This window comes from Dysgonomonas sp. 511, from assembly GCF_010501105.1.
Classification (GTDB): Bacteria; Bacteroidota; Bacteroidia; order Bacteroidales; family Dysgonomonadaceae; genus Dysgonomonas.
Window position 1 is genome coordinate 34,001 of the sequence record NZ_QVMQ01000020.1, and the last position, 23,518, is coordinate 57,518.

21 protein-coding genes, 1 tRNA gene and 1 pseudogene are annotated in these 23,518 nt (G+C 42.0%); 11 read left to right on the forward strand and 12 right to left on the reverse strand.

The window, feature by feature from the left end; all coding sequences use genetic code 11:
- Window positions 1-63: 63 nt before the first annotated feature.
- The 4 genes from D0T57_RS10175 (at window position 64) to D0T57_RS10190 (ending at window position 2,664) form a co-directional block, all read left to right on the forward strand.
- Window positions 64-342 carry a hypothetical protein gene (locus D0T57_RS10175; RefSeq protein WP_163273387.1) on the forward strand — a complete coding sequence of 93 codons (279 nt, stop codon included), beginning with the start codon at window positions 64-66 and terminating at the stop codon, window positions 340-342.
- Window positions 339-566, forward strand: coding sequence for a hypothetical protein (locus D0T57_RS10180; protein ID WP_163273388.1), 228 nt, complete (start codon window positions 339-341; stop codon window positions 564-566). The genes D0T57_RS10175 and D0T57_RS10180 overlap by 4 nt, the downstream gene beginning before the upstream one ends.
- Window positions 563-1,033 (forward strand): terminase small subunit, encoded by a 471-nt coding sequence (locus tag D0T57_RS10185; RefSeq protein WP_163273389.1) that lies wholly within the window; start codon window positions 563-565, stop codon window positions 1,031-1,033. The genes D0T57_RS10180 and D0T57_RS10185 overlap by 4 nt, the downstream gene beginning before the upstream one ends.
- Before the next feature lie 197 nt (window positions 1,034-1,230).
- Window positions 1,231-2,664, forward strand: a complete 1,434-nt coding sequence (locus D0T57_RS10190) for a carbon starvation protein A (protein WP_163273390.1) — start codon at window positions 1,231-1,233, stop codon at window positions 2,662-2,664.
- Between the two features lie 73 nt (window positions 2,665-2,737).
- On the opposite strand, the gene D0T57_RS10195 is transcribed toward D0T57_RS10190, so the two are convergent.
- The 3 genes from D0T57_RS10195 to D0T57_RS10205 form a co-directional block, all read right to left on the reverse strand.
- Window positions 2,738-3,664, reverse strand: coding sequence for a putative 2-dehydropantoate 2-reductase (locus tag D0T57_RS10195; RefSeq protein ID WP_163273391.1), 927 nt, complete (start codon window positions 3,662-3,664; stop codon window positions 2,738-2,740).
- Between the two features lie 134 nt (window positions 3,665-3,798).
- Window positions 3,799-4,182 (reverse strand): hypothetical protein, encoded by a 384-nt coding sequence (locus D0T57_RS10200; RefSeq protein WP_163273392.1) that lies wholly within the window; start codon window positions 4,180-4,182, stop codon window positions 3,799-3,801.
- A 229-nt stretch (window positions 4,183-4,411) separates the two neighbouring features.
- Window positions 4,412-5,656, reverse strand: a complete 1,245-nt coding sequence (locus D0T57_RS10205; protein WP_163273393.1) for a DUF1015 domain-containing protein — start codon at window positions 5,654-5,656, stop codon at window positions 4,412-4,414.
- 352 nt (window positions 5,657-6,008) lie between these two features.
- On the opposite strand from D0T57_RS10205, the gene serC reads away from it, so the two are divergent.
- Together serC and D0T57_RS10215 are read left to right on the forward strand one after the other, a co-directional pair.
- Window positions 6,009-7,082 (forward strand): 3-phosphoserine/phosphohydroxythreonine transaminase, encoded by a 1,074-nt coding sequence (serC, locus tag D0T57_RS10210; RefSeq protein WP_163273394.1) that lies wholly within the window; start codon window positions 6,009-6,011, stop codon window positions 7,080-7,082.
- A 121-nt stretch (window positions 7,083-7,203) separates the two neighbouring features.
- On the forward strand, window positions 7,204-8,130 hold the full coding sequence (locus D0T57_RS10215; RefSeq protein WP_163273395.1) for a 3-phosphoglycerate dehydrogenase: 927 nt from the start codon (window positions 7,204-7,206) through the stop codon (window positions 8,128-8,130).
- A gap of 78 nt (window positions 8,131-8,208) precedes the next feature.
- On the opposite strand, the gene D0T57_RS10220 is transcribed toward D0T57_RS10215, so the two are convergent.
- The 4 genes from D0T57_RS10220 to D0T57_RS10235 form a co-directional block, all read right to left on the reverse strand.
- Window positions 8,209-9,165 carry a CPBP family intramembrane glutamic endopeptidase gene (locus D0T57_RS10220; RefSeq protein ID WP_221412300.1) on the reverse strand — a complete coding sequence of 319 codons (957 nt, stop codon included), beginning with the start codon at window positions 9,163-9,165 and terminating at the stop codon, window positions 8,209-8,211.
- 161 nt (window positions 9,166-9,326) lie between these two features.
- Complete coding sequence (locus D0T57_RS10225; RefSeq protein WP_163273397.1) at window positions 9,327-10,199, reverse strand: hypothetical protein; 873 nt, start codon at window positions 10,197-10,199, stop codon at window positions 9,327-9,329.
- A gap of 36 nt (window positions 10,200-10,235) precedes the next feature.
- A complete protein-coding gene (gene rsmI / locus D0T57_RS10230; RefSeq protein ID WP_163273398.1) occupies window positions 10,236-10,910 on the reverse strand; it encodes a 16S rRNA (cytidine(1402)-2'-O)-methyltransferase in 675 nt (224 codons plus the stop codon).
- Between the two features lie 88 nt (window positions 10,911-10,998).
- Window positions 10,999-11,775, reverse strand: coding sequence for a TIGR02757 family protein (locus D0T57_RS10235; protein WP_163273399.1), 777 nt, complete (start codon window positions 11,773-11,775; stop codon window positions 10,999-11,001).
- A 153-nt stretch (window positions 11,776-11,928) separates the two neighbouring features.
- Between D0T57_RS10235 and D0T57_RS10240 the strand changes: the two genes are divergently transcribed.
- The 5 genes from D0T57_RS10240 to D0T57_RS10260 all read left to right on the forward strand — a co-directional run bounded on the left by D0T57_RS10240 (window position 11,929) and on the right by D0T57_RS10260 (window position 17,829).
- Complete coding sequence (locus tag D0T57_RS10240; protein WP_163273400.1) at window positions 11,929-12,801, forward strand: mechanosensitive ion channel family protein; 873 nt, start codon at window positions 11,929-11,931, stop codon at window positions 12,799-12,801.
- A 148-nt stretch (window positions 12,802-12,949) separates the two neighbouring features.
- Window positions 12,950-14,650 (forward strand): lipopolysaccharide assembly protein LapB, encoded by a 1,701-nt coding sequence (locus D0T57_RS10245; RefSeq protein WP_163273401.1) that lies wholly within the window; start codon window positions 12,950-12,952, stop codon window positions 14,648-14,650.
- A 338-nt stretch (window positions 14,651-14,988) separates the two neighbouring features.
- Complete coding sequence (locus tag D0T57_RS10250; RefSeq protein WP_163273402.1) at window positions 14,989-16,503, forward strand: Do family serine endopeptidase; 1,515 nt, start codon at window positions 14,989-14,991, stop codon at window positions 16,501-16,503.
- Window positions 16,504-16,741: 238 nt separating this feature from the next.
- The gene (locus D0T57_RS10255) at window positions 16,742-17,602 is read left to right on the forward strand and encodes an RNA polymerase sigma factor RpoD/SigA (RefSeq protein WP_006797564.1); all 861 of its coding nucleotides are present in this window, start codon (window positions 16,742-16,744) and stop codon (window positions 17,600-17,602) included.
- A gap of 144 nt (window positions 17,603-17,746) precedes the next feature.
- Window positions 17,747-17,829, forward strand: a tRNA-Leu gene (locus D0T57_RS10260).
- Window positions 17,830-17,907: 78 nt separating this feature from the next.
- On the opposite strand, the gene D0T57_RS10265 is transcribed toward D0T57_RS10260, so the two are convergent.
- The 5 genes and pseudogenes from D0T57_RS10265 to D0T57_RS15685 all read right to left on the reverse strand — a co-directional run.
- Entirely contained in the window at window positions 17,908-19,938 is a 2,031-nt protein-coding gene (locus D0T57_RS10265) for a TonB-dependent siderophore receptor (protein ID WP_163273403.1), read from the reverse strand.
- A 135-nt stretch (window positions 19,939-20,073) separates the two neighbouring features.
- Window positions 20,074-20,688: a hypothetical protein gene (locus D0T57_RS10270; protein WP_163273404.1), complete on the reverse strand. Its 615-nt coding sequence runs from the start codon at window positions 20,686-20,688 to the stop codon at window positions 20,074-20,076.
- 86 nt (window positions 20,689-20,774) lie between these two features.
- Window positions 20,775-21,908, reverse strand: a complete 1,134-nt coding sequence (locus tag D0T57_RS10275) for an ABC transporter substrate-binding protein (RefSeq protein WP_163273405.1) — start codon at window positions 21,906-21,908, stop codon at window positions 20,775-20,777.
- Between the two features lie 6 nt (window positions 21,909-21,914).
- Window positions 21,915-23,012, reverse strand: a complete 1,098-nt coding sequence (locus tag D0T57_RS10280; protein ID WP_163273406.1) for a YncE family protein — start codon at window positions 23,010-23,012, stop codon at window positions 21,915-21,917.
- A 208-nt stretch (window positions 23,013-23,220) separates the two neighbouring features.
- Window positions 23,221-23,518 (reverse strand): annotated as a pseudogene (locus tag D0T57_RS15685) (IS4 family transposase); the annotation flags it as partial.

Genomic DNA, 23,518 nt, shown 5'->3' on the forward strand with positions numbered 1-23,518 from the left:
ATTTTTTTTATAAAAACCTGCATTTTTTTCATGTGCCTTTATCTATACTGTAAAAAAAGCAGTATGGAACTAATTTTAATTTTTGTCATTCTTTTGTTGATAGCTACTACAGCTATTTATTGGGGTCTTACACTTTCGTTGCACTTGCCCGAACTGAGCCGGCATTTCGACCGGAAACCATTCAATTGCACACCATGTTTCACTTTTCACCTGGCATGGATACTTTCTGTAATATGCAGTTATTTGCTCCATTGTTTCACCATTCTTGTAGGAGGTTTTGGCCTATCATTGGTACTGTTTTGTATGCTGAAATATTTCGACAGTAAAAAAATAAGCAAATGAGCAATTCCGATATAAAGCAGCGAGTAAGGCACTTGTTGGACGAAACAGACAAAACACACCGTTATTCGATGTCGGGAATATATACACTTTATAACGAAGTATTCGACCGCAACGAAACCCCGCAATCGTGCGCCAGTTGCCTGATACGCAAGGCTAGGGAACTGCGCCGGTGGCTCGAATCGCAAGAAGGTTGCAATACAACAAATCAGGAGGATAAAACATGAAAAAACGTAAATTGAGAAACGGCAAGGAAAGGCTCTATACCCATTCGGATAAATTATTGAATACGGCATTCGAATATTTCGCATGGTGCGACGAAAACCCATTGCTCAAAAAAGAACTGATGCGTTCGGGAGAGCGCAAAGGAGAATTGATAGAAGTCCCGGTTTCCCGTCCATACACGATTTCGGGGTTGTGTGTCTTTTGCCAGATAAGCGAAGCTACATTCAGGTCATTTTTCCGGTCGGACGAAATGTGTGCAGCAGCTTTGCATATTCAGGATATTATCAAGCAGAATCAGATGGAAGGTGCGATTGCCGGCATTTACAACTCTGCCATTGTCTGCCGTCTGGTAGATTCTTCAAACGTAGAAGAGGAAGAGCAGCTCAAGCGTATTCCTTTCGTCGTAAAGGTTATTGACAACGAAACAAAGGAAGAATTGGAAGACCTTAGAGACCATTTTATGTCGTAAGGTAAATTGCGAAAAAGAATATAAGGGACTGTCTAAAGATGAAATAGGGCTATCAAAGTGATAGTAAAAATTGCTTTTTGGACAGCCCCTTATTTTTTATTATACCCAAAAACTTATTATTTGACAATAACTTCTTTTTCTTTATATTTGTATATCCGACAGCGACCCGGAAGACTAATACCTAAAACATATTTTCTATGATTTCATTCTTTATTGCCGTAGCCGTCCTTATCGGAGGATACTTCGTTTACGGTTCTTTTGTCGAAAAAGTATTTGGAGCGGATAAAAACCGGCAGACACCTGCGTTCACACATCAAGACGGGGTAGACTATGTACCTATGGGATGGGGCAGGATATTCCTTATCCAGTTTCTCAATATCGCAGGGCTCGGTCCTATCTTCGGGGCGATAATGGGCGCGATATACGGACCGGCTGCTTTCCTGTGGATTGTATTCGGCACAATATTGGGTGGAGCCGTCCACGATTATATGTCGGGGATGCTTTCGTTGCGCAACGGCGGCAAAAGCCTGCCCGAACTGGCAGGTATATACATGGGCGTAAGTTTCAAGCAATTTATGCGCCTGTTTACTCTCTTCCTGATGATATTGGTCGGAGCGGTGTTTATTGCAGGGCCCGCACGTTTGCTGACCAATATGACGCCGGGATATTTCGACTTTACATTTTGGAGCATCGTTATCTTCGTTTACTATATGTTGGCTACCCTGTTGCCCATCGACAAACTGATAGGAAAGATATATCCGCTTTTCGGCTTCGCCATACTGTTTATGGCTGTAGGCGTAGGCGGGTCTATTATATACCACTGGATGCCTGTTCCGGAAGTTGTCCCGTCCAATCTGGTAAATATGCACCCCAACCCGAGCCAATACCCGCTTTTCCCGATGATGTTCATATCCATAGCCTGTGGGGCTATATCGGGCTTTCATGCTACACAATCGCCCATGATGGCACGTTGCCTGAAAAATGAGAAACAGGGCCGAAGAGTATTTTATGGGGCGATGGTAGCCGAAGGCCTGGTGGCACTGATATGGGCTGCTGCTGCTATGAGCTTCTTTGGCACTGTGGGCGGACTACAGGCATTTCTTGCCGAAAACGGGAATAATGCGGCCGTAGTAGTAGATAAAATCACGCATACATGGCTGGGTAAGGTAGGTGCTATATTGGCTATACTGGGAGTAATAGCCGCTCCGATAACATCGGGAGACACGGCATTCCGTTCTGCCCGCCTTATCGTGAGCGATTTTGTCAATTTCGACCAAAAGCCTTTGAAGAACCGCTTATTTGTGTCCATACCCCTGTTTGTAGTAGGTTTCATCCTACTGCAAGTCAATTTCGATATACTGTGGCGTTATTTTGCGTGGGCAAACCAGATGCTTGCTACAGCAACCCTGTGGACGATAACTGTATATCTATGTCGCGAAAAGAAATGTTTCTGGATTACTTTCCTGCCTGCCATGTTTATGACAATGGTGGTTTCTACCTATATCGTAATTGCACCCGAAGGGCTTGGACTACCGCTTATATATGGCAACATCACCGGGGCTGTGTGTACAGTGCTGGCTACAGGGATGTTTGTCTATTGGAAGAAGAAAAGAGAGAAGGTATTGCTGTAGAAGAAATGAAAAGGACTGTGCCTGATTCCCTCAAAAGCAACGAATTTAATTAAACAGTACTTTGTATCTCTTTTTACTTACCTGATATTTGCTGATTTATAAAACGAAGTTGCTTTTCCAGCATAGCTACCCTCGTCATTTCCACCCCTACCCTTTTTGCTTCGAGTACCGGGCGCGAATAAATATATTCCACTTCCAACGGGCGACGAGCATCATAATCCAACTTCATACTTGGCGAATAGGGTGTCATCTTGCGGGTCATTTCCAGCATTTCATCTGCATACGATTCGGGGATTTCCTGTTTTAGCCCCGTATTATTGGCCGCCCTTATTACTTCGAGCATCATATTTCTGATAAGTCCTTCTGTTGCCTGATTTTCCATCAACAAATCTGTACGGGTATTCAAAACTACAGTCATGCCGTTGTATGGAATATTCCAGACCAGTTTCATCCAACGCGCACTTTTCAGGTCTACATTCTGTGCGTCAATTCCTGATTCGCGAAAATCGGAAATGACTTTATCTATCAAGCCCTGATCGGGGCAAGAATACGAACCGATATTCACCTTGCCGTAATCCATATGAGCAATATGCCCCTTACCAATCTTACTGGAACAGATAAAAGCCAACCCTCCTGCAATATACAGTTCCGGAAAGTCCTTTTGCAAGTCCTCTTCCAATCCTAGCCCGTTTTGGATAAGGATCACCAATGTATCTTTTTTCAGCAGAGGTGGAAGCATCTCTTTCAATAAGGAATTGTTTGTTGATTTAAGCCCGACAAGTACAATATCGCACTCAGGCATATCTTTTGTATTGTTGTATGCTTTTAGTTGTGAGATATGAAAATCGCCATTGACAGAATCGACTTTCAACCCGTTTTGCTTTACATATTCATAGTCGGAATGGAACAGAAAATGTACGTCTTTGCCAGCATTAGCAAGCCGCCCTCCATAGTATCCGCCAATAGCACCTGTGCCGATTACTGCATATTTGAGTGACATAATTCTTATTTTTGGTGCAAAGATAAGACTTTGTAACAACAAAAGACAAGTGGTGTTGACATTTCAAAAAAAATAAGCAGCGACTTCTTGAGCCACTGCTTACCTTTATACGATTATAATTATCCAATCAAGGATTAGTCTTCTACTTCCGGTTCGCTATATGAATCTACCCTGATGTAATCATGCCAATGAGAAAATTCACATAACGAGAGAATATTATCCTCCTTAAATTTATATTTTATTCCACCATAAATATTGTCATCAAAGATAATTTCATCGGAAGAAACTTTATAAGAAAGATTGTTAGCATAGTCAAGAGTAGGAACCCAAATGTATCTCCAATGTTCGCGAACACATACCCCGTCTCTCTTGAAAATATAGACTGTAGAATCATTTTTTGCATTCAGATAATACCATGCACCATAAAATCCGCTACTGTCAATGTATTGAGGCTCTTCATCGTCACTACAAGCTATAAAGCCTAATAATATAACTAAAAAGGGTAGTAATTTTTTCATTTTATAGTTTTAATGTCAGTTTGTATGCGCAAAATTAGAAAAAATAAATAAGCTATACAAGCCCATAGCAAGACTATCTCTGTTAAACTTTTTGCCTCTTTAGTTTATTGAATCCCTAATAAGCAGATGATTCCCATCCTTTAGAAAGCTACCGGGGAATTTCCAAAGAATTATATTCACAAAAAATGGTTAATAAATTAATCTATCAACCATTTCTAAGCCTCTTTATTTACTCCAGCTTATGTATCACCAAGCCCGACCGTAATTTGGGCTCGAACCAGGTCGTTTTCGGAGGCATAATATTACCCGAATCGGCAATGTCCATCAATTGCTTCATGGTTACGGGATAGAGGGCAATAGCAAGCTTCATTTCGCCACTATCCACCCGTTTTTTCAACTCTCCCAATCCGCGAATACCACCTACAAAGTCGATACGCTTATCCGAACGCAGGTCTTTTATACCCAATATATCATCGAGTATATATTTAGAAGAAATGGTTACATCCAATACGCCGATAGGGTCGTTGTCATCGTAAGTACCTTCCTTTGCCGTCAAGCTATAGCATTTACCATCCAGATAGATAGAAAAATTATGTAATCCTGTTGGTGATTCTATTTCCCGACCTTTTTCTTCGACTACAAAATGAGCCTCCAGTTTTTCCAGAAATTCGGCTGGCGTCAAGCCGTTCAGGTCTTTTACCAAGCGGTTGTAATCTATTATATTCAGCTGGGTATCAGGAAAACAGACAGCCATAAAATAGTTATATTCTTCATCCCCTTTATGATTTGGATTTTGTGCTGCCTTTTCTGCCCCAACCAATGCTGCTGCTGCCGAACGGTGATGCCCATCGGCTATATATAGCTGAGGTATAGCCGCAAAAAGTGATGTTATTCTGGCAATTATATTTTTATCGTCTACCACCCAAAAGTGATGCCCTACTCCATCTGCCGCAATAAAATCGTATTCGGCAGGGGTATCTATTACTGAGCGTACAATTGCATCCAGTTCCTTATTGTCGGGATATGCAAAAAAGACAGGCTCAATATTGGCATTATTCACCCTTACATGCTTCATGCGGTCTTCTTCCTTGTCGCGGCGCGTAAGCTCGTGTTTCTTTATCTTATCTGTCATATAATCATCCACATGCGAACAAACGACAAGTCCGTACTGGGTCTTACCGTTCATAGTCTGGGCATATACATAATAACATTCTTCCGGGTCTTGCACCAGCCATCCTTTTTCCTGAAACTTATTGAAATTGCAGACTGCACGTTCATAAACATCGGGGTGATGCTCGTCTATTACGTCATCGAAATCTATTTCGGGCTTGATAATGCGGTAAAGGGATTTTTCATTACCCGCTGCTTCGAGGCGCGCTTCAAGCGAACTAAGCACATCATACGGGCGCGAAACCACTTCTTCTACGATATTTTTTGGAGGTCTTACTCCTTTGAACGGTTTAATTATAGCCATCTTTTTATTCTTTTGGTATAAGGTTAAACAATCTCGATGAATAAATGACAAAAAACGGCAAAATATTTTTTATCTCCAGTTTCTTACTTTTTATTACTTACAAATATAACAAAACAATAAAATATTGCGTCCGTTTTTCCAAAAATAGAAAGAAAACATTTTACGAAAAACATTTTGACAAAACAGTGATATTGCATTAAAATAATATTTTGCTTTAAATAATGCCAATTAAGATATAATTAGTAATTTTGGAAACCTAATAAGGATACATTTAACTATAAAAACAGCAAAGAGACTAGTAAACGAAAAGAATAACAATAGATAAACTTAATTACCTAATTTTTATAACACGATGAAGAAATACAATTTTAGCGCCGGACCATCTATCCTTCCTCAACAGACAATAGAGGAAACTGCAAAAGCAATACTCGATTTCAATGGTTCATCGTTCTCCCTTATGGAGGTCAGCCACCGCAGCAAAGATTTCCAGGCTGTAATGGACGAAGCTGTAGAGTTGTTTAAAGAATTGCTGGACATACCTGCCGGCTATTCAGTACTTTTCTTAGGTGGTGGGGCGAGCCTTCAGTTCTGTATGATTCCTTTCAACCTGATGGAAAAGAAAGCGGCTTACCTCAATACCGGTACGTGGGCAAGCAAGGCTATAAAGGAGGCTAAATTGTTTGGCGAGGTAGTTGAAGTGGCTACATCTAAGCCTGCAAACTTCACATACATACCAAAAGATTATGTAATACCTACCGATGCCGATTATTTCCACATCACCACCAATAATACTATTTTTGGTACCGAACTTCATACCGATATAGACTCTCCGGTGCCGTTGGTTGCCGATATGTCGTCGGATATATTCTCACGCCCTGTAGACATTTCTAAATATGCACTTATATATGGCGGAGCGCAAAAAAACCTTGCACCTGCCGGAGTAACCTTCGTGATAGTGAAAGATGAAATACTAGGCAAGGTAAACCGCCAGATACCGACTATGCTCGACTATCGCACACATATCGAAAACGGTTCGATGTTCAATACTCCTCCGGTAGTGCCTGTATATGCAGCAATGCAAACATTGCGCTGGCTGAAAGCCAATGGTGGCGTACAAGCAATGTATAAACGCAATAAAGAAAAAGCAGAATTGCTATACAACGAAATCGACCGCAACCCTGTATTCAAAGGCACTTGCCAGGTAGAAGACCGCTCGTTGATGAACGTATGTTTCGTACTTACCCCCGAGTATGAAGGAAACGAAGCTGCATTCCTCGAATTTGCTAAGGAAAGAGGACTATACGAACTGAAAGGACACCGTTCGGTAGGTGGATTCCGCGCTTCTATCTACAACGCTATGCCAAAAGAAGGCGTACAGGCATTAGTAGATGCTATGCAGGAGTTTGAAAAGAAAATGAGTAAGTAAGCCCCCTAAATCCCCCTTGAGGGACTTAAGGGTAAACCATAAAAAATGAATAGTAATTTTAATTAAAAAACACTCTCTTTGTAGCCTCCCTCTGGGGGAGGTTGGAGGGGCTTCTATAATAATGAAGATACTAATAGCAACAGACAAACCATTTGCAGCCGAAGCTGTAAACGGTATCAGAGACGTAATAGAAAAAGCAGGCTACGAATTGGTACTGCTTGAGAAATATACAGAAAAGCAACAGTTGCTCGATGCTGTTGCAACGGCCAACGCCGCCATTATCCGCAGCGATATTTTCGATAAAGAAGTATTGGATGCAGCCAAAGAGATGAAAATAGTAGTTCGCGCCGGAGCAGGGTTCGACAACATAGACCTCGATGCGGCAACAGCCAACGATATCTGTGTGATGAACACACCGGGGCAAAATGCCAATGCTGTGGCAGAACTTGCTCTCGGACTAGCAGTATATGCTGTACGCAACTTCTACAACGGCACATCGGGAACTGAGCTGATGGGCAAGAAACTGGGTATCCACGCCTATGGCAATGTAGGGCGCAATGTGGCGCGTGTAGCCAAAGGTTTCGGTATGGAAGTGTATGCTTTCGACCCGTTCCTTACAGCAGAGCAGATAGAGAGCGAAGGCGTGAAAGCAGTAGCATCGGCAGAAGAATTGTATGAAACTTGCCAATTCGTATCGTTGCACATCCCTGCCACTGCCGAGACTAAAAACTCTATCAACTACGCTTTGCTGAACAAGATGCCTAAAAACGCATTACTTATCAATACTGCCCGCAAGGAAGTGATAAACGAGGCCGAGATGGTAAAATTGATGGAAGATCGTAAGGACTTCAAATACGTTACCGACATCATGCCGGGTAATAACGCAGAAATGGCTGAAAAATTTGCAGGACGCTACTTCTCTACTCCTAAGAAAATGGGTGCGCAAACTGCCGAAGCTAATACAAATGCAGGTATTGCAGCCGCAAACCAGATTGTAGATTTCATCAAGAACGGCAACGAGCGTTTCCGTGTGAATAAGAAAAAATAAGGATTGAAACAGTTACTTACTTTTCATTACAAACAATAAAAAAAACCGATAGATGATTCATTTATCGGTTTTTTTATATTATTGAGCCTGACAACTTCCTGTATCGGCTACTTCTTCTATTCTCCTATTCATTACCGAAAACTTCCAGCCGTAAAGTTTATGGAAAACAGCGATTGAAACGACTCCAAACAAGACCGTGCTAATCAAACTGCCCACGGGGTCGATATCAGCAACACTAAACAGTGCCGGGGTTTGCAATGCCGACGAAGAATGTGTAATAAACAAACTGGCAAATATATTATTGGCAGCATGGATGCCCAGAGCCACTTCGATACCATCATCGAGAATACTCGTAAGTCCCATAATCGCCCCCATGATAATATACTGAGGCAACATAAGGGCGATACCAAACTCCGCTACTTCGGGATTAGATATATGCAGCAAGCCAAATACTAGGGACGGAATGATCAACACCCACCAACGATTGCGGGTAAGATTGCCCACAGTCTGAGCCAGATAGCCCCTGAATGCCAACTCTTCGAAAGAGGTCTGAAAAGGTAATAATATAAGCGAAAGCAGTACCAAAGGAATGAATGTAGAAATATCGAACTGTAGGGTAAAATCGGCAGGATGGAGCATATATTCCACAGCAAGCGATATGATAGAAAGAGCCGCCCATACGCCTGCTCCTACCCATACGTGGTTCCACCTGATCTTATTTGTACCGTTGACTATTTGTGTAAAGCTCCATTTATGAAAAGCCTTTATTAAAAATAAGAGAACAAAAAAGGCGAATACCAATGGCAAAACCATCAAAGCAAAAAGCATATTTTGTGACAATCCGGAAGATGCCATATCCGATAGATAAGCGTCAACTGATTGACCGTTGGCCAATGCTTTCGCTACAAGGGCTATAGGAATAGACCCAACAAGGCTGGCTATAACAAAACTCAGCACCAAAACAATTACAGATACGACAAAGAGCTTAATTCTTTTGTCTCCATTGAGCGCAAATTCCAGATGTTTCATAGTCATTTTGTTCGTTTTATTAATAGTTTTGTTATATATGTCGCCACAAAACCGAATAAGTCACACAAAATAACAAAATAATAACAGACCGGCAAAACCTGTATAAATAATAATCCCGATAAAACAATAAAGTTTACCGGGATTACAAATTATATAGATATGTTCTTTTATCCTACCTGCACCACTAGGAATTTGGTCAGGCTCCAGAATTTCTTATAGTCCGACACTTTCAACACCATTTTTCCATTGGCGTCTTTTTCCAGCGTATAGCTGTCTTTAGGATGGTCTGACAATACTTTTGCTTTCTTGTCGTACAAAGGTATTTCCAATGTTTTGCGGATATCTACCTGAATAAATTTGCTAGCCTCGATACCTTCGTTCAATATCTTGTTCGAAGCAAGGAATCCGCCTGTTACCACTTTAGCCTCTTTCAGTTCTTTCGATGTGCCGAACATATAATAAGCTGTGTGCAGTTCCTGATCCTGAGCTTTAATTTTCGAAGCCTGCTCTGCTGTCTGGGTAGCTAGTTCGTCTACATTTGCAGCCAGCGATTGCACATCTGTTTTGAGGGCTGCAATTTGCTCGTCGCGTGTTGCCAGCGATTGTTGCAGTTCCGATATTGTTTTAGCTCTTTCTGTCAGTTCAGCATTCAGGTTCTCGATAGTTTTCTTGAATGTAGCCATCTGTCCCGAATTGCTCTTCAACTGGCGGTTCAGCTTTTCGATATTTTCTTTGTTTTTCTTCAATATCTCGTTTAGCATTTCGAAGTTTTCCTTTATCTCGGTTTTCTTATCTACTGACAACTCACCTTTGCCCTTCGATTCTATGGCCAGCCATTTCTCTGTTTCTCTGATTTGTCTGAAATTTTCTTCTATTTCGTTTATCAAATCGGTTGTCTCCGACAGTTCGTTGTTGCTTTGCGCATTAGCTTGCATCAAAGAATCCCTTTCTGCCTGCAATCTTTTGTATTCGTCCGAATTTTTCACATTACATGATGCCAATGCTAATAAACACAAGCATCCTACTAACATTTTTTTCATAAAATTAATATTAAAAATTTAGTTTATATTCTGATTTCAATTTTCCTTACTTGATAGCACTATAACAAATTCACCTCTGGGTTCGTTCACCGAAAAGTGAGATATTAATTCTCTGAGAGTTCCTCTGAGGGTTTCCTCGTGTATTTTCGATATCTCGCGGCATGTAGCAGCCTGCCTTTCTTCGCCCATATATTCAGCCAGTTGAGTGAGGGTCTTTAACACACGGTGGGGCGATTCGTAGAAAATAATTGTGCGCGATTCTTCCGCTAAAAACTTCAAACGGGTCATTCTTCCTTTTTTCTGGGGCAGAAACCCTTCGAAGCAAAACCTATCGGAAGGAATGCCCGACGACACCAATGCCGGCACAAACGCTGTTGCCCCGGGCAGGCACTCTACTTCAACTCCGGCTTTGACACATTCGCGAACCACCAAAAAACCAGGATCGGATATGCCCGGCGTCCCGGCATCGGAAACCAGTGCTATATCTTCTGTTCCTTTCAGCCTTTCTACTATCTGGGAAACCACCTTATGTTCGTTGAACTTATGGTACGACTGCATTTTGTTTTGTATCTCGAAATGCTTCAGGAGAATACCCGTAGTACGCGTATCTTCTGCCAGTATGAGCGATACTTCTTTTAGCAGCCGTATGGCTCTAAACGTCATATCTTCGAGATTTCCCACCGGGGTAGGGATAACATATAATTTACCCATTTACCTTTTTTATCTTAATTTGAGAGTACAAATATAGATTAAAAAACAAACCGTCTAAATGAATAGTACAAAAAATAAAACGATATCGTTACAATTTGTCTATCATACATTTCTCTTCTATAGACACTCCGAATAGCGCAAAGTCATATTTCACAGGGTCATCCGGATCTAATTTCCTCAGATTCCCGGTCAGTTCTACCGCCGCAGCCCAATCGGCTTTTTCGCGGTTGAGCAAGCCCAAGAGCCGTGCTGTCCGTTCCACATGTACATCCAGAGGGCAGATCAGCGATGCCGGCAATACCTTTTTCCACAGACCGAAATCAACACCCTTGTCGTCGCACCTCACCATCCATCTCAGATACATATTCAACCTTTTGCAAGCCGACCGCTGCCGGGGCGAAGAAATATGCTTGCGGGTTCTTTGAGGGGCATTGGGGTGTAGGAAAAAGTAATCCTGAAAATGATTCAGCCCCTCTTCTACCGACATACTTTCGCGAGGAAAAAATGCAGATTCAAGGCTTTCCTGTTCCTGATAATGCCGTTTCAGGAAATCGACAGAATAAAGCAAATCGGTATCGTTGAATGTACGATGCTTAAAACCAAGCAAGTGTTTCAAGTCTTGGTCTCCATGCCCTTTTATATATTCATAAGGAGTGCCATCCATTCGCGATGCCAATTCTTTACATTTATTTATAATCGTCTTGCGCTGCCCCCACGCAAATATGGCGGCAAAAAAGCCCATAATCTCTATATCTTGTTTCGCAGAAAAAGAATGAGGTATCGACACCGGATCGTTTGCTATAAAATCGCTGGTGTTGTATTCATTTACTTTTCTGTCGAGAAAATCTTTTAATTTATCGTTCATACGGCTAAAAGAATATATTGGCAATCAAAATTACTGATATAAAGGAGATATAACTTTTCAAGTATCGAAAAAAATGCTTTATTTCGAAAAATTTTATAATAAGTTTAACAATATACACTTTTGGGATGTTTAGTTAAAAAAACATCAATTCCTATGCTACAGTTAAACATTCTACTTGCCGACAGTATCGACATTACCGATACTGCATCTACGATAAGCACTTTAGACCGCTTATTCGAACAACTATTAGACCATGCCATATCTTTAGGAATAAAGATAACAGCAGCAGTCGTCGTTTTTATAATAGGCCGATGGCTAATAAAATGGCTGCGCAGATTTTTCGACAGGTTTCTCAACCGCAGGCATATAGAAAAGACTGTACGGAGCTTCCTCGACAGCCTTATCAATATTACACTACAGCTCGTCCTATTCCTGATGATAGTAAATGTGCTAGGGATACAGACCACATCATTCGCTGCCATAATAGCTGCCGCAGGCCTAGCGATAGGTATGTCGATGAAAGACAACTTGTCTAACTTTGCAGGAGGCGTCATGCTGCTTATTAACAAGCCATTCAGGGTGGGCGACCGCGTTGTAGCCCAAGGTTCGGACGGCACTGTACAATCCATAGGCATACTGTACACTGTGCTACTTACAGGCGACAATATAACCATCTTCCTGCCTAATGGGCCACTGTCTACCGGAAGCATAACCAACTATTCGGCACAAAAAGACAGACGGGTGGACATCACGTTCAATATCAATTATGGAGCAGATATTAACGAGGTAAAAGATATTCTTTCTTCTATAATAAAAAGCAATAGCCTGATAAAGCAAGACCCTGCACCTTTTGTCGGCGTTACGACCGTAAATAATGGGACGATAGACATCACTATCAGAGCATGGGTAAACAGCGGAGACTATAGCACCGTCAGTGTCGGGCTGAATGAAGAAATCTACTCTACACTAAGCTCTAAGGGTATATACGTACCTTCGTCGCTAAGTGTAAGGATGATTAAAGATTAAGAAACAGCTTTGCCTCCTAAAAAATATTAAATGTGCATTATATAGCAAAAAATCGCTTTTCAGATTTCTTAATCAAAAAGAAAAAAGGTAGTTTTGCGTTATAGATGCAATCTCTTAAAAAACTAAAAGACTAAACATTTTTTCAACTATGAAAAGGCAAAAATTACAGTTATTCTTTTCTACAATCATGCTGGTTGCTATTTTGGCGACATCATGTAGCAAAAAGGCGATCAGCCCGTTGGGCAATTCGCTGTTTTCGGTCAATCCCTCCCCGCTAGAACTAGTGGGAAATAAAGTACCTGTTACTATCAACGGACGCTTCCCTGCTAAATGGTTCGATAAAAACACTTCGGTAGTGGTTACTCCATACTTGAAATATAACGGAGGCGAAGCTCTGGGTACATCATACACTTTCCAAGGAGAAAAAGTTGCCGGCAACGGAACCGTTGTAAACTACGAAACGGGAAGCACCTTCGTTATGAGATCGGAATTTACTTATACTGAGGCAATGAAAAAATCTGAACTATACCTCAGATTCGCTTTCAGCAGAGACGGAAAGACTATTCCCGGATTCGGCGATCTTAAAATTGCCGACGGCGTAGTATCTACAGCATCATTGGCTAGTGCAGCAAACGTATCGCCGGCTGTAGCTCCCGATGCGTTCCAACGGATAATAAAAGAAACTTATGATGCCGATATCATGTTCCTTATACAACAAGCGCAACTGCGTTCGAGCGAACTAAACTCATCGAATCTAGCTGCATGGAAAGACCTTGTGAAAGAAGCTGATGAAAATACCCGCAAAAACATAGATGTAGAAGTAGCTGCATACGCATCGCCAGACGGTGGTTTCAAATTGAACGAAAAACTTGCTGAGCAACGTGAGAAAAACACATCAGACTACCTGAAAAAAGAATTTAAGAAAAAAGCAATCGACACCGAAATCAATGCTAAATATACAGCACAAGACTGGGAAGGATTTAAGAAACTGGTTGAGGCTTCGAGCCTGCAAGACAAACGCCTTATCCTCGATGTATTGTCTATGTATCCGGATCCTGAAACAAGAGAACGTGAAATAAAGAATATCTCTGTTATCTACTCCGACCTTGCCGAAACTATCCTGCCAAAACTTCGCCGTTCGCGCCTGATCGCCAATGTAGAAGTTATCGGGAAAACAGACCAGGAACTAAAAGCTGCTGCAACTTCGGATATGTCGGGACTTTCGGTAGAAGAGCTGTTATATGCTGCCAACCTCGACGGAGTATCGAAAGAAAAAGTATATACATACATCACTCAAAAATATCCTAACGACTATCGCGGATGGAACAACCTCGGTGCATACCACTATGCAAACGGGCAAGCAGCTAAAGCAGCTCAAGCATTCGCCAAAGCATCTTCTGCATCATCCAAATCGCCGGAAGCAAGCATGAACCAGGCTCTATTGGCTATGGCAGAAGGCAATACCGCAAAAGCCGAACAACTGCTGGGTAATGCAGCAGGCGCGTCATCGTTGGGCGAAGCCCTTGGTTTGCTCTATCTTCAAAAAGGAGATTACAACAAAGCAGTACAATCGTTTGGTGATGCTAAAACAAACAATGCAGCTTTGGCTCAACTACTGACCCAAAACTACAACAAAGCGCAACAAACATTGAATGCCGTAACTAAGAAAGATGCAACTACTTACTACCTGTCGGCAATCGTTGCTGCACGTACAAACAATACGTCGGGAGTAGTAGGAAACCTGAAATCGGCAATCCAAAACGGTGTTTCGGCAAAAGCTATAGCCAACGATATCGAGTTCTCTAAATTCCTGACAAACTCAGACATCAAAAACATGCTTTTCAAGTAAAAGTATAATGACATAATTATCTTCTGAAAACAAGCCCGGAGTATTTCCAGGCTTGTTTTTTTTGAATAATGAGCTGTCTGGAATATTAAACCGCAGCATGCCAACGAAAGCTGGCGGACTGACAAAAAGTCTTATCGAAACTGTTAAAATTGCAATAAAGATCATTCTCTCGGTTAAAAGTGTTAAAAAAGAACTTGGGTATATACCAAGTGTATGATTTTTGTGTTTAAATTTGGGTAAAACAAAACGTATCCTCGCAGGATGCTTTTAAGAGATTATAAATCTATATTGAAGATAATTATATAAAGGAAATTATTAAACAATAAAAATACTTGCATATGAAAAACTTTTGGAAGAATATTTCAACCTATGTACTGGTTGCATTAGTGAGTATAGGAGCTACATATGGGATGTACAGCTTCATGGAATACAAAAAAGACTACAGCAGTACAGACGTGTACAACTATGGCGGTAACTTCGGACAAGAAGGTGTTCAGCTCGTTGGATTGACCGCCGACGGCTATCCCGATTTCACCAAAGCCGCAGAAAACTCTATACACGCAGTAGTACATATAAAATCGACAGTAAAAGCGCAAGCTTCGCAAGGAGGACGCCAACAAATAGACCCGTTTGAGTATTTCTTCGGTTTTGGCGACCGTGGCGGACGCGATTATGGAACCCCACAGCCAAGTGTAGGATTCGGCTCGGGTGTTATTATTTCGAAAGACGGCTATATTATTACAAACAACCACGTAATAGAAAAAGCTGATGAAATAGAGGTTACCATGAATGACAATCGTAAATTCAACGCCAAGCTATTGGGTACAGACCCGCAAACAGATATCGCGCTATTGAAAATAGAAGGTAACGACTTCTCATATATTCCTTTCGGCAACTCCGACAACCTGAAAGTGGGCGAATGGGTATTGGCAGTCGGCAACCCTTTCAACCTGACTTCGACTGTAACAGCCGGTATCGTTAGTGCCAAAGGACGTGGCGGAATAGGCTCGTCAGGCCCGGGTAACATACAATCGTATATCCAGACAGACGCAGCTATCAACCGTGGCAACAGTGGCGGAGCATTGGTGAACACAAACGGCGAACTGGTTGGCATCAATACTGCCATCTACTCGCAAACAGGCGACTTTGCCGGATACGGCTTCGCAGTACCTATTTCTATTGCCGGAAAAGTAGTGGCCGACATCAAAGAGTTTGGCACAGTACAACGTGCCGTATTAGGTGTAATGATTCAGGATATCTCAGTAGCAAAAGAAGTAAGCCCCGACAAGACTAAGAATATAACAATAAACGAAGGCGCTTTTGTTGCCGAATTTGCTGAAATGAGTCCTGCCAAACAAGCCGGATTGGAAGAAGGTGACGTAATAACAGCCGTAAATGGTGTTAAAGTAAGAAGCGTAAGCGAACTGCAAGACCAGGTAAACAGGCATCGTCCGGGCGACAAGGTGAAAGTGGTAGTAAAACGTGGTAATGCCGACAAGACTTTCGATGTAACACTGAAGACAAGCACCGGCAGCACATCCGTAGTGAAGAAAAGCGACGCCCTCGGCACTATAGGTGCAGCATTCAAAGAACTGACCGCAGAGAAGAAGAAATCGCTGGGTATCAGTTATGGAGTAGAAGTTGCAGGTGTAGACCCTGCCGGAAAATTCCATAAAGAAGGTATCTCCAAAGGATTTATTATACAGAAAATAAACAACCAACCTGTATCGACACCTGCCGATGTGGAAAAAATAATACAAACGACAGCAAACGGCCAGGATAAAGGCCTGTTTATTTCGGGACTAAATGCTAACGGTTCACGGAAATATTATGCAGTAGACCTTAGCGAATAACCAGCACCGCTAATAATATTTAATTAACGCTTAAGCATAAAACATTCGCTATGCTTAAGCGTTATATTTTAGGAGACACCCGAAATAAATAACTTGATGCAAAAGACCGCAAAAAATATCTTTTTGGATAAAATTAACAAGCAAGGTAAATAATAAAGCCGGACTAAGGACCCGCATTTGCTATTTTTTTGCTATATTTGCAAACATTTTTGAGATGTATTAATACACAAATCTGTATATGAGGCAGTTAAAGATTACAAAGTCAATCACAAATCGTGAAAGTGCGTCTTTAGACAAATATTTACAAGAAATTGGTCGCGAAGATCTCATAACGGTTGAGGAAGAAGTAGAATTGGCCCAGGCTATAAAAAAAGGCGACAGGGCTGCATTGGAAAAACTGACAAGAGCAAACTTAAGATTTGTTGTTTCGGTTGCCAAGCAATACCAAAATCAAGGGCTCAGTCTACCAGACTTAATCAACGAAGGGAATCTCGGGCTAATCAAAGCTGCTGAAAAATTCGACGAAACAAGGGGATTTAAATTTATCAGTTATGCAGTATGGTGGATTCGACAATCCATTTTGCAAGCATTGGCAGAACAGTCGCGTATTGTACGTCTTCCGCTCAATCAGGTAGGTTCGCTGAATAAAATCAGCAAAGCTTTCTCTAAATTTGAGCAGGAAAACGAACGTAAGCCATCGGCCGAAGAACTTGCCGAGCAACTGGATATACCTGTAGATAAAATCGCCGATTCGCTGAAAGTTTCAGGACGCCACATCTCAATGGATGCGCCTTTTGTAGAAGGTGAAGACAACAGCCTGTTGGATGTACTTGTAAACGACGATGCACCAATTGCCGACCGCACGTTGATAAACGAATCGCTACAACAAGAAATTGAGCGCGCTTTATCGACGCTGACAGAAAGGGAAAGTGAAATTATCAAAATGTTCTTCGGTATAGGATATCAGGAAATGACCTTGGAAGAAATCGGTGATAAATTTCAGCTCACACGCGAACGCGTACGTCAGATAAAGGAAAAGGCAATAAAACGTCTGCGTCAAAATTCACGCAGCAAATTACTAAAAAGCTACTTAGGTTAACAAACCATTAACCGTAAGTCTGAAATGATAAGGGGAGCTCGGTAGGGCTTCCTTTTTTATTTCCGGCTGAAGGGTAAAAATTTCCGGTTATTGTTTAGCAAATGAAAAAAATATATTAATTTTGTACTAGCGAGAAGCAGAAATGCGCATGTGGCGTAATTGGTAGCCGCGCTGTCTTCAGGTGGCAGTGAACTACGTTCGTGGGGGTTCGAGTCCCTTCATGCGCACAAACAGGATTGAGAATCAATTGATTCTCAATCCTGTTTCATTTTTATTCCTCCCAATAAATCAGGCTACCCTGACCCTCAACGGAATGTATAGCTGAGACCTCCCATCAGCCAGAAGCCCGGCTGAGGAATATTACCCTTGTCGAAATAATGCGTATCGTACAAGTTATTCAGGTTCAGGTAAAACGACATATCGTTGTATTTATAGTCCAGCTTGAGGTCGAGAGTGGAGAACGAAGGGAATCCGACATCGCCGATCTTCACTTTATCCTCATACTTTTCATAGGTTCCCATACGTTTCTGGAAACGGAAATACCAGCTGGCAGAGAAGTCCTTATATATACGATGGTGAAAACGCGTAGTGAATTTATCTCGCAGATAATTAAGGCTGTATAAAGATATCATATTGCGGGTGTCACTATCCTGGTGCATACGCGTATAATCTATTGCCAGCAACGATTGCTCGCCCAGTACAGGCAGGATGTCACCCAATAGAAACTCTGCTCCCATTTCCACGCCCTGCGTATTTATCTTCGAGTGGTTCCACGAAGTGTAAACCACAGATGCGGGGTCTTCTTTTACCCAGTCTATCATATTGCGCCCCCATTGCAAGAAGCCTGTCAGATAAGCTTTAAAGAATGACTTTCTATATTTGAGTCCCAGTTCAAGAGATTCTGAGTTCTCCGGTTTCAGGTCGTTCTTCGCATTGTGTGTCGGAGCCTTATAATACAAGTCGACAAACGTGGGCATACGGGTCGACTTGCTCCACGATGACGATACCGAAAAGCTATTATCCGGCCGGTAAGTAACGCTCACCGATGGGTAGAACCTGTATTTGCCATCGAGCAAAGTATTATGGTTCATCAATACCCCTGCCGATACTACAAGCTTGTCGGTTATGCCGGCAGTATGTTCCAGAGATACACTTGTATTCGTACGGTCGTCATATTTGGTATATTTGCGGTGCGGTTCAGCCATTACCAACCCGAGGTTGGTGCTCATAATGTCTTCCCTGCGCAGTTCGCCCCCCAACGATGTCGTCCCCAGTTTTGATTTATAGGCAAAGATAAGATTGGCTCCATAGGTATCGTTGCGGTGGAAGTTGCGCCCGGCTTCCGTGTCTTTTATCCAGTCGTACTGGTCGTGATGCCTGTTCCAGTATATGATCGGTACTATTTTCAGTTTCGAGCCGAACTCGCCTTTCAGGCTACCCATATACGTGCTGGTTCGCTCGTATTGGTCGTTTGACAGTGCCGAATAGAAGGTGGTAGCTCCATATTGCTTATCATTATAGCCTAGTTGCAAGTCCATCTTCGATTCGCCTCCAAACCGGAAACGGGTTTGCCACAACACATTGTAGATGTCGTAGTCACTATTGTGTATATACCCGTCCGAAGAGTTATAGCCAACCGATAGGCTATGATTGGCCAGGCCTGTCTTTGCCGTGCCGCGTACCTCTATGCCGCGCAGCTTATGCATTCCGGCTTCTACGTTGGCATAGGCCTTATAGTCTATATTCTTCTTCGTAATGATGTTGATTCCTCCCGAGAAAGCTCCGGCTCCGAAGATGAGGGCAGATGGGCCGTGGATGATTTCTATACGTTCGATGTCGGAAAGGTTGACAGGAAAGTCGAAACTGTAGTGTCCTGTGTGTGGGTTAGATAGGTTTACTCCATTGAGTAGTATTGTAGTCTGGTCGAAAGTACCACCTCGTAGCGAGATATCGGCTTGCACTCCATGTCCGCCGCGCTGCACTACATCTACATTGGCAGCATAAATCAGCAGGTCTTGGATACTCCGGACGGGAGCCTGCGCTATCTGCTCTTTGGAAATAATTGTAACCAGCTTGGCCGTCTGGTTGATAGGTAGTTCTACCCGCGAGGCTGTAACCATCACCTCATCCAGCTCTTTTTCCATCACTTTTTGCTGCTCTCCGCTTTCGGCCGACTTTTGTGCCGATACTGTACCCGATGGCAGGCAAATTAATGCGCAACCTGTTACTACGCCCATGTTTACAACGCGGTGCATACTGTTGAATGCACTGTAAGCTTTCCGTGCAAACCGTTTGAAACGGAAAGCTCCATGTCCTTTAAAATGTCTTTGTTTCATTTTGTTAATTAAATTAAAATTATCGCCGCAAAAGTAACTATAATATGCAGCCTTGCCAATAAATATTCAAAATAAAAAGCATGAACCTTTCGATATGGATTCATGCTATAGATAAAGTTTTTTAGATTTGATTTATCAGGGTTCAGGATCGGGTGTCGCAGGCGTACTATTGTCTTCTATTATCGTCTTGCGGCGAACATACTTCACCGGAATCCTCAAAGTATCGGGACTAGTATTCATATTGCCTGCCCTGTCCATAGCCACTATGTAGATATGGTGATCCTTTTCTTCGCGAAGCGCATACGAAGCCACTCCGCCCACATTCAATGTATCTTCTATACGCATCACCCGGTGGCGGATTATAGTAGAATCTTTGGCTCCGAATATACCTCGTCCGAGTTTTACAAACCGCAGAGTGGAATCTCTCCCTTCTTTCAGGCTTTTGTATGTTATCCGTCCGCCCACAATGTAGGAAGACAAAGAAATATCGTCGGAGAAGTGCGCCGAAACATACAACCATTTGTCTATCGGAACGATATCTATCCTGCCGGGATCTGTATCCAGACTGTCGTTTAGCTTTATAGTACGGACCACCTCGCCATCGAGATAACGTACCGTATCGTTTATATTGATACGTATATCGGTTACCTCCGGGGCTTGATTATCATCATCATCTACCTTGGCACACGATGAGAGGTAAAGTACCGGCAACAATAAACACAGAACGATAAATAAACAAAAATATCTCATTTGTAGTCAGAATTTGTAACTGCGAAAATACGATATAATTGCGAGTTATAAGACACAAGTAACAAATTTTTAATTCTCCCGGATACCTATTCCGCCAGTTTCTTATAATACCTTAACTCATAACCGGAAAACAATCCGGGGTGAAAAATCTTTGCAAAATCCATCAACACATAATCGGGATGAATAGCAAGGTCTTCGAAATAAGTAGAATAAGAGGTATTACATCCATATATATTACGTTGCTTGAATGCCTTGAAATGAGAATAAGGCTTATATTCCTTTTCCAGACTACCGTAAGTCATGTCTTCGGGCGCAAAATAGCGGATAATCCAGATATCGGCATCGCCGGCCTTATCAAGCACCGTTTCGAAAGTAAGCGGCAGGAATGTAGTGGAATTATCGTCGGCCCAGACATAAGCACCTCCGGCATCGGCAAGCATATTGGCCATATAACTTTTACCGCCCGGCATATTCCACGTACCCATATAGCGCGTGTCGGTGAATACAGTAGGTGCTGCCGAAAGCTGCTGTACCGCATTTTTCACCGCATTGTAATTCTCTACTGTGGCGGCAAACAGGGAGTCGGCCAGTTGTTCCCGGCCTACAAACAGCGAATAGAAGCGTATCCACTCTGCACGCCCCAACGGATGAGGCTCGGTATAGTCGGGTATTTCTATTACGGGAATTTTAGTCTTATCTACATTGCCATATGTCTGTCCTACGATGGGCGAAGCCAGAATAGCTTCGGGCGAAAGCATTATCAGTTTTTCCACATCGGGCTTAGATGCCTCTCCCAAGTCTTCTATTGTTCCGTTGGCAATGCCTTCTCTTATTTCGTCCAGTTTAATGTATTGCTTTTCAAATACACCTTTTATGACACCAGCTTTTCCCAGCTCAGACAAGGTTGCACATTGCAAAGTGTTGTATGTAGCTACCGATTTCAAAGGAATTTTCACCATTGTCCCTTTTGGCAAGTCTGCCGGGATTTCCTTCTCGCGGTCTACCAGAATATATTTCTGCAACAAGCGGGTTGTATCCCAAGGGTTTACCACAGAGACTTCTGTATATCCGGCATATTTGTTTACAGTAAATCCTTTGGCATATTGTACCGTATATTCTTCGCTATGCCCCCCTTCCTTTTGTCCGGCAGGCTTGATGGTGCAACCTGCCAGGACAAGAAGAAAAATAGTGAATGTAAAAGGTATTTTAGAAAAAGTCATTTCCTTTTAATTTTTCTGCAAGAAATATGCCCCCATCGGAAAATATCCATCGGTACTGAATTGCGTTTTAAGCTGTCCGGCAGAAGAATATACATACATCTTGCCTTTTTCGCCAAAAGACGAAACTGTGATATAAATATCGCCATTGTAAGGATTGACAGAGATATCGCTTGCATCGTCGAGATTGGCATCCCCCGAAACAAAGCTCTCTTTTACAACTTTACCCTCTGCTATATCATAATAGTAAGGAATGGTAGGCCCCCAGTTTTCAACATCCTTTGCTAACAACAGAACGCGGTTTCCGGCCAAAGCCATACGGTATGCCACATCGGTACCAATAACCGTTACGGCCCGTGTTTCAGGATTGATCTTCTGGAAAGTAGGTCTCACCTCTGCGTAATTGCCTGTAGCTATCACATATATATTATTGTGGCTATCGCTTATAATCCTTTCAGGGTTCTGGCCTTCTATTTCTATATCATCTTCTTTTGCAAATGTGCTTAAATTGACTACCGATACAATATTTGATGTTCCTGTATATCTTTGCGAATTAACCACATACATTTTGTTATTCACCACTGTCATTGTCTCAGGATACGAGGTAAGCTCCAGTTTCCCGTCTATTTGCAGGGTGGTGGTATCTATACGCAAAAGGTGAGCCGATTCGGTAGTTACATACACTTTTCCGCCATGTGCGTAAGTGTAACGGGGAAGCATTGGCTGGTCGCCGTCGGTTTTGGGATCTATAATGCCATTGTTGAGCAGTTTGCCCATACGGTTTGCAATATAGATTTTATTCGATCCGTTTACGGATACATACATCTTGTTTCCGTATATTGACATATCTTGCACCAGATCGCCCAATGGTAGTTCTTCGTTCATATTATAGAACAGTTTAGAGGTGAACACTCCCGCTTCGGAATAATAGCCCATATTGCCATCATTCTTGCCCCAGTTGCCATTGTTGAGGATGTAAGCCCCCTTGTCGGTTAATATCGGCGCTTTCCAGCCATCTTCGATGTTGTTGTCGTCGTCTGAGTCGCACGAGATGAATGGCAAAGCCACAAATAATACTAACAAAATTTTCAATAGGTACTTTTTCATTTTTGTATTTATTTTATTATTAATTAGTTTCAAAAAGTAACACTTTATTCAGTTATCAATCAACAGTTATCAGTTAACGCTATCTAAGGACTAAAAAGTAACACATGTAACACATTTTTTGCTATTTCTCATTGTTACTTTTTCACCTTCCAAAGCCATCCAAGGGAATGGTCTAAAGCGTAAAGCAAAGAAAAAAGTAACACATGTACTAAGTACATGACAAAAATATCATAGGGTTCATATTTTCTTTAAAATCAAGTTTATCTAACCACTGAAAAATATAATCAAGTCCATATTTGAAATAACTTTTGGCCAGTCTTCCATGCTTCAATAGTCTTATCTTTCTGATTTTCTTATGGATATACAATCCGGTGAGATATGCCCAAAAGAATGCGATGAAAACAATAGAAAGTAATTTTTCGAAACGTTGCATATCATTGATGTGCGTTTTTTCGATATTAAAACCGCTGGTTTTCAAAGCTCTGAAACAGGATTCTATTTGCCAG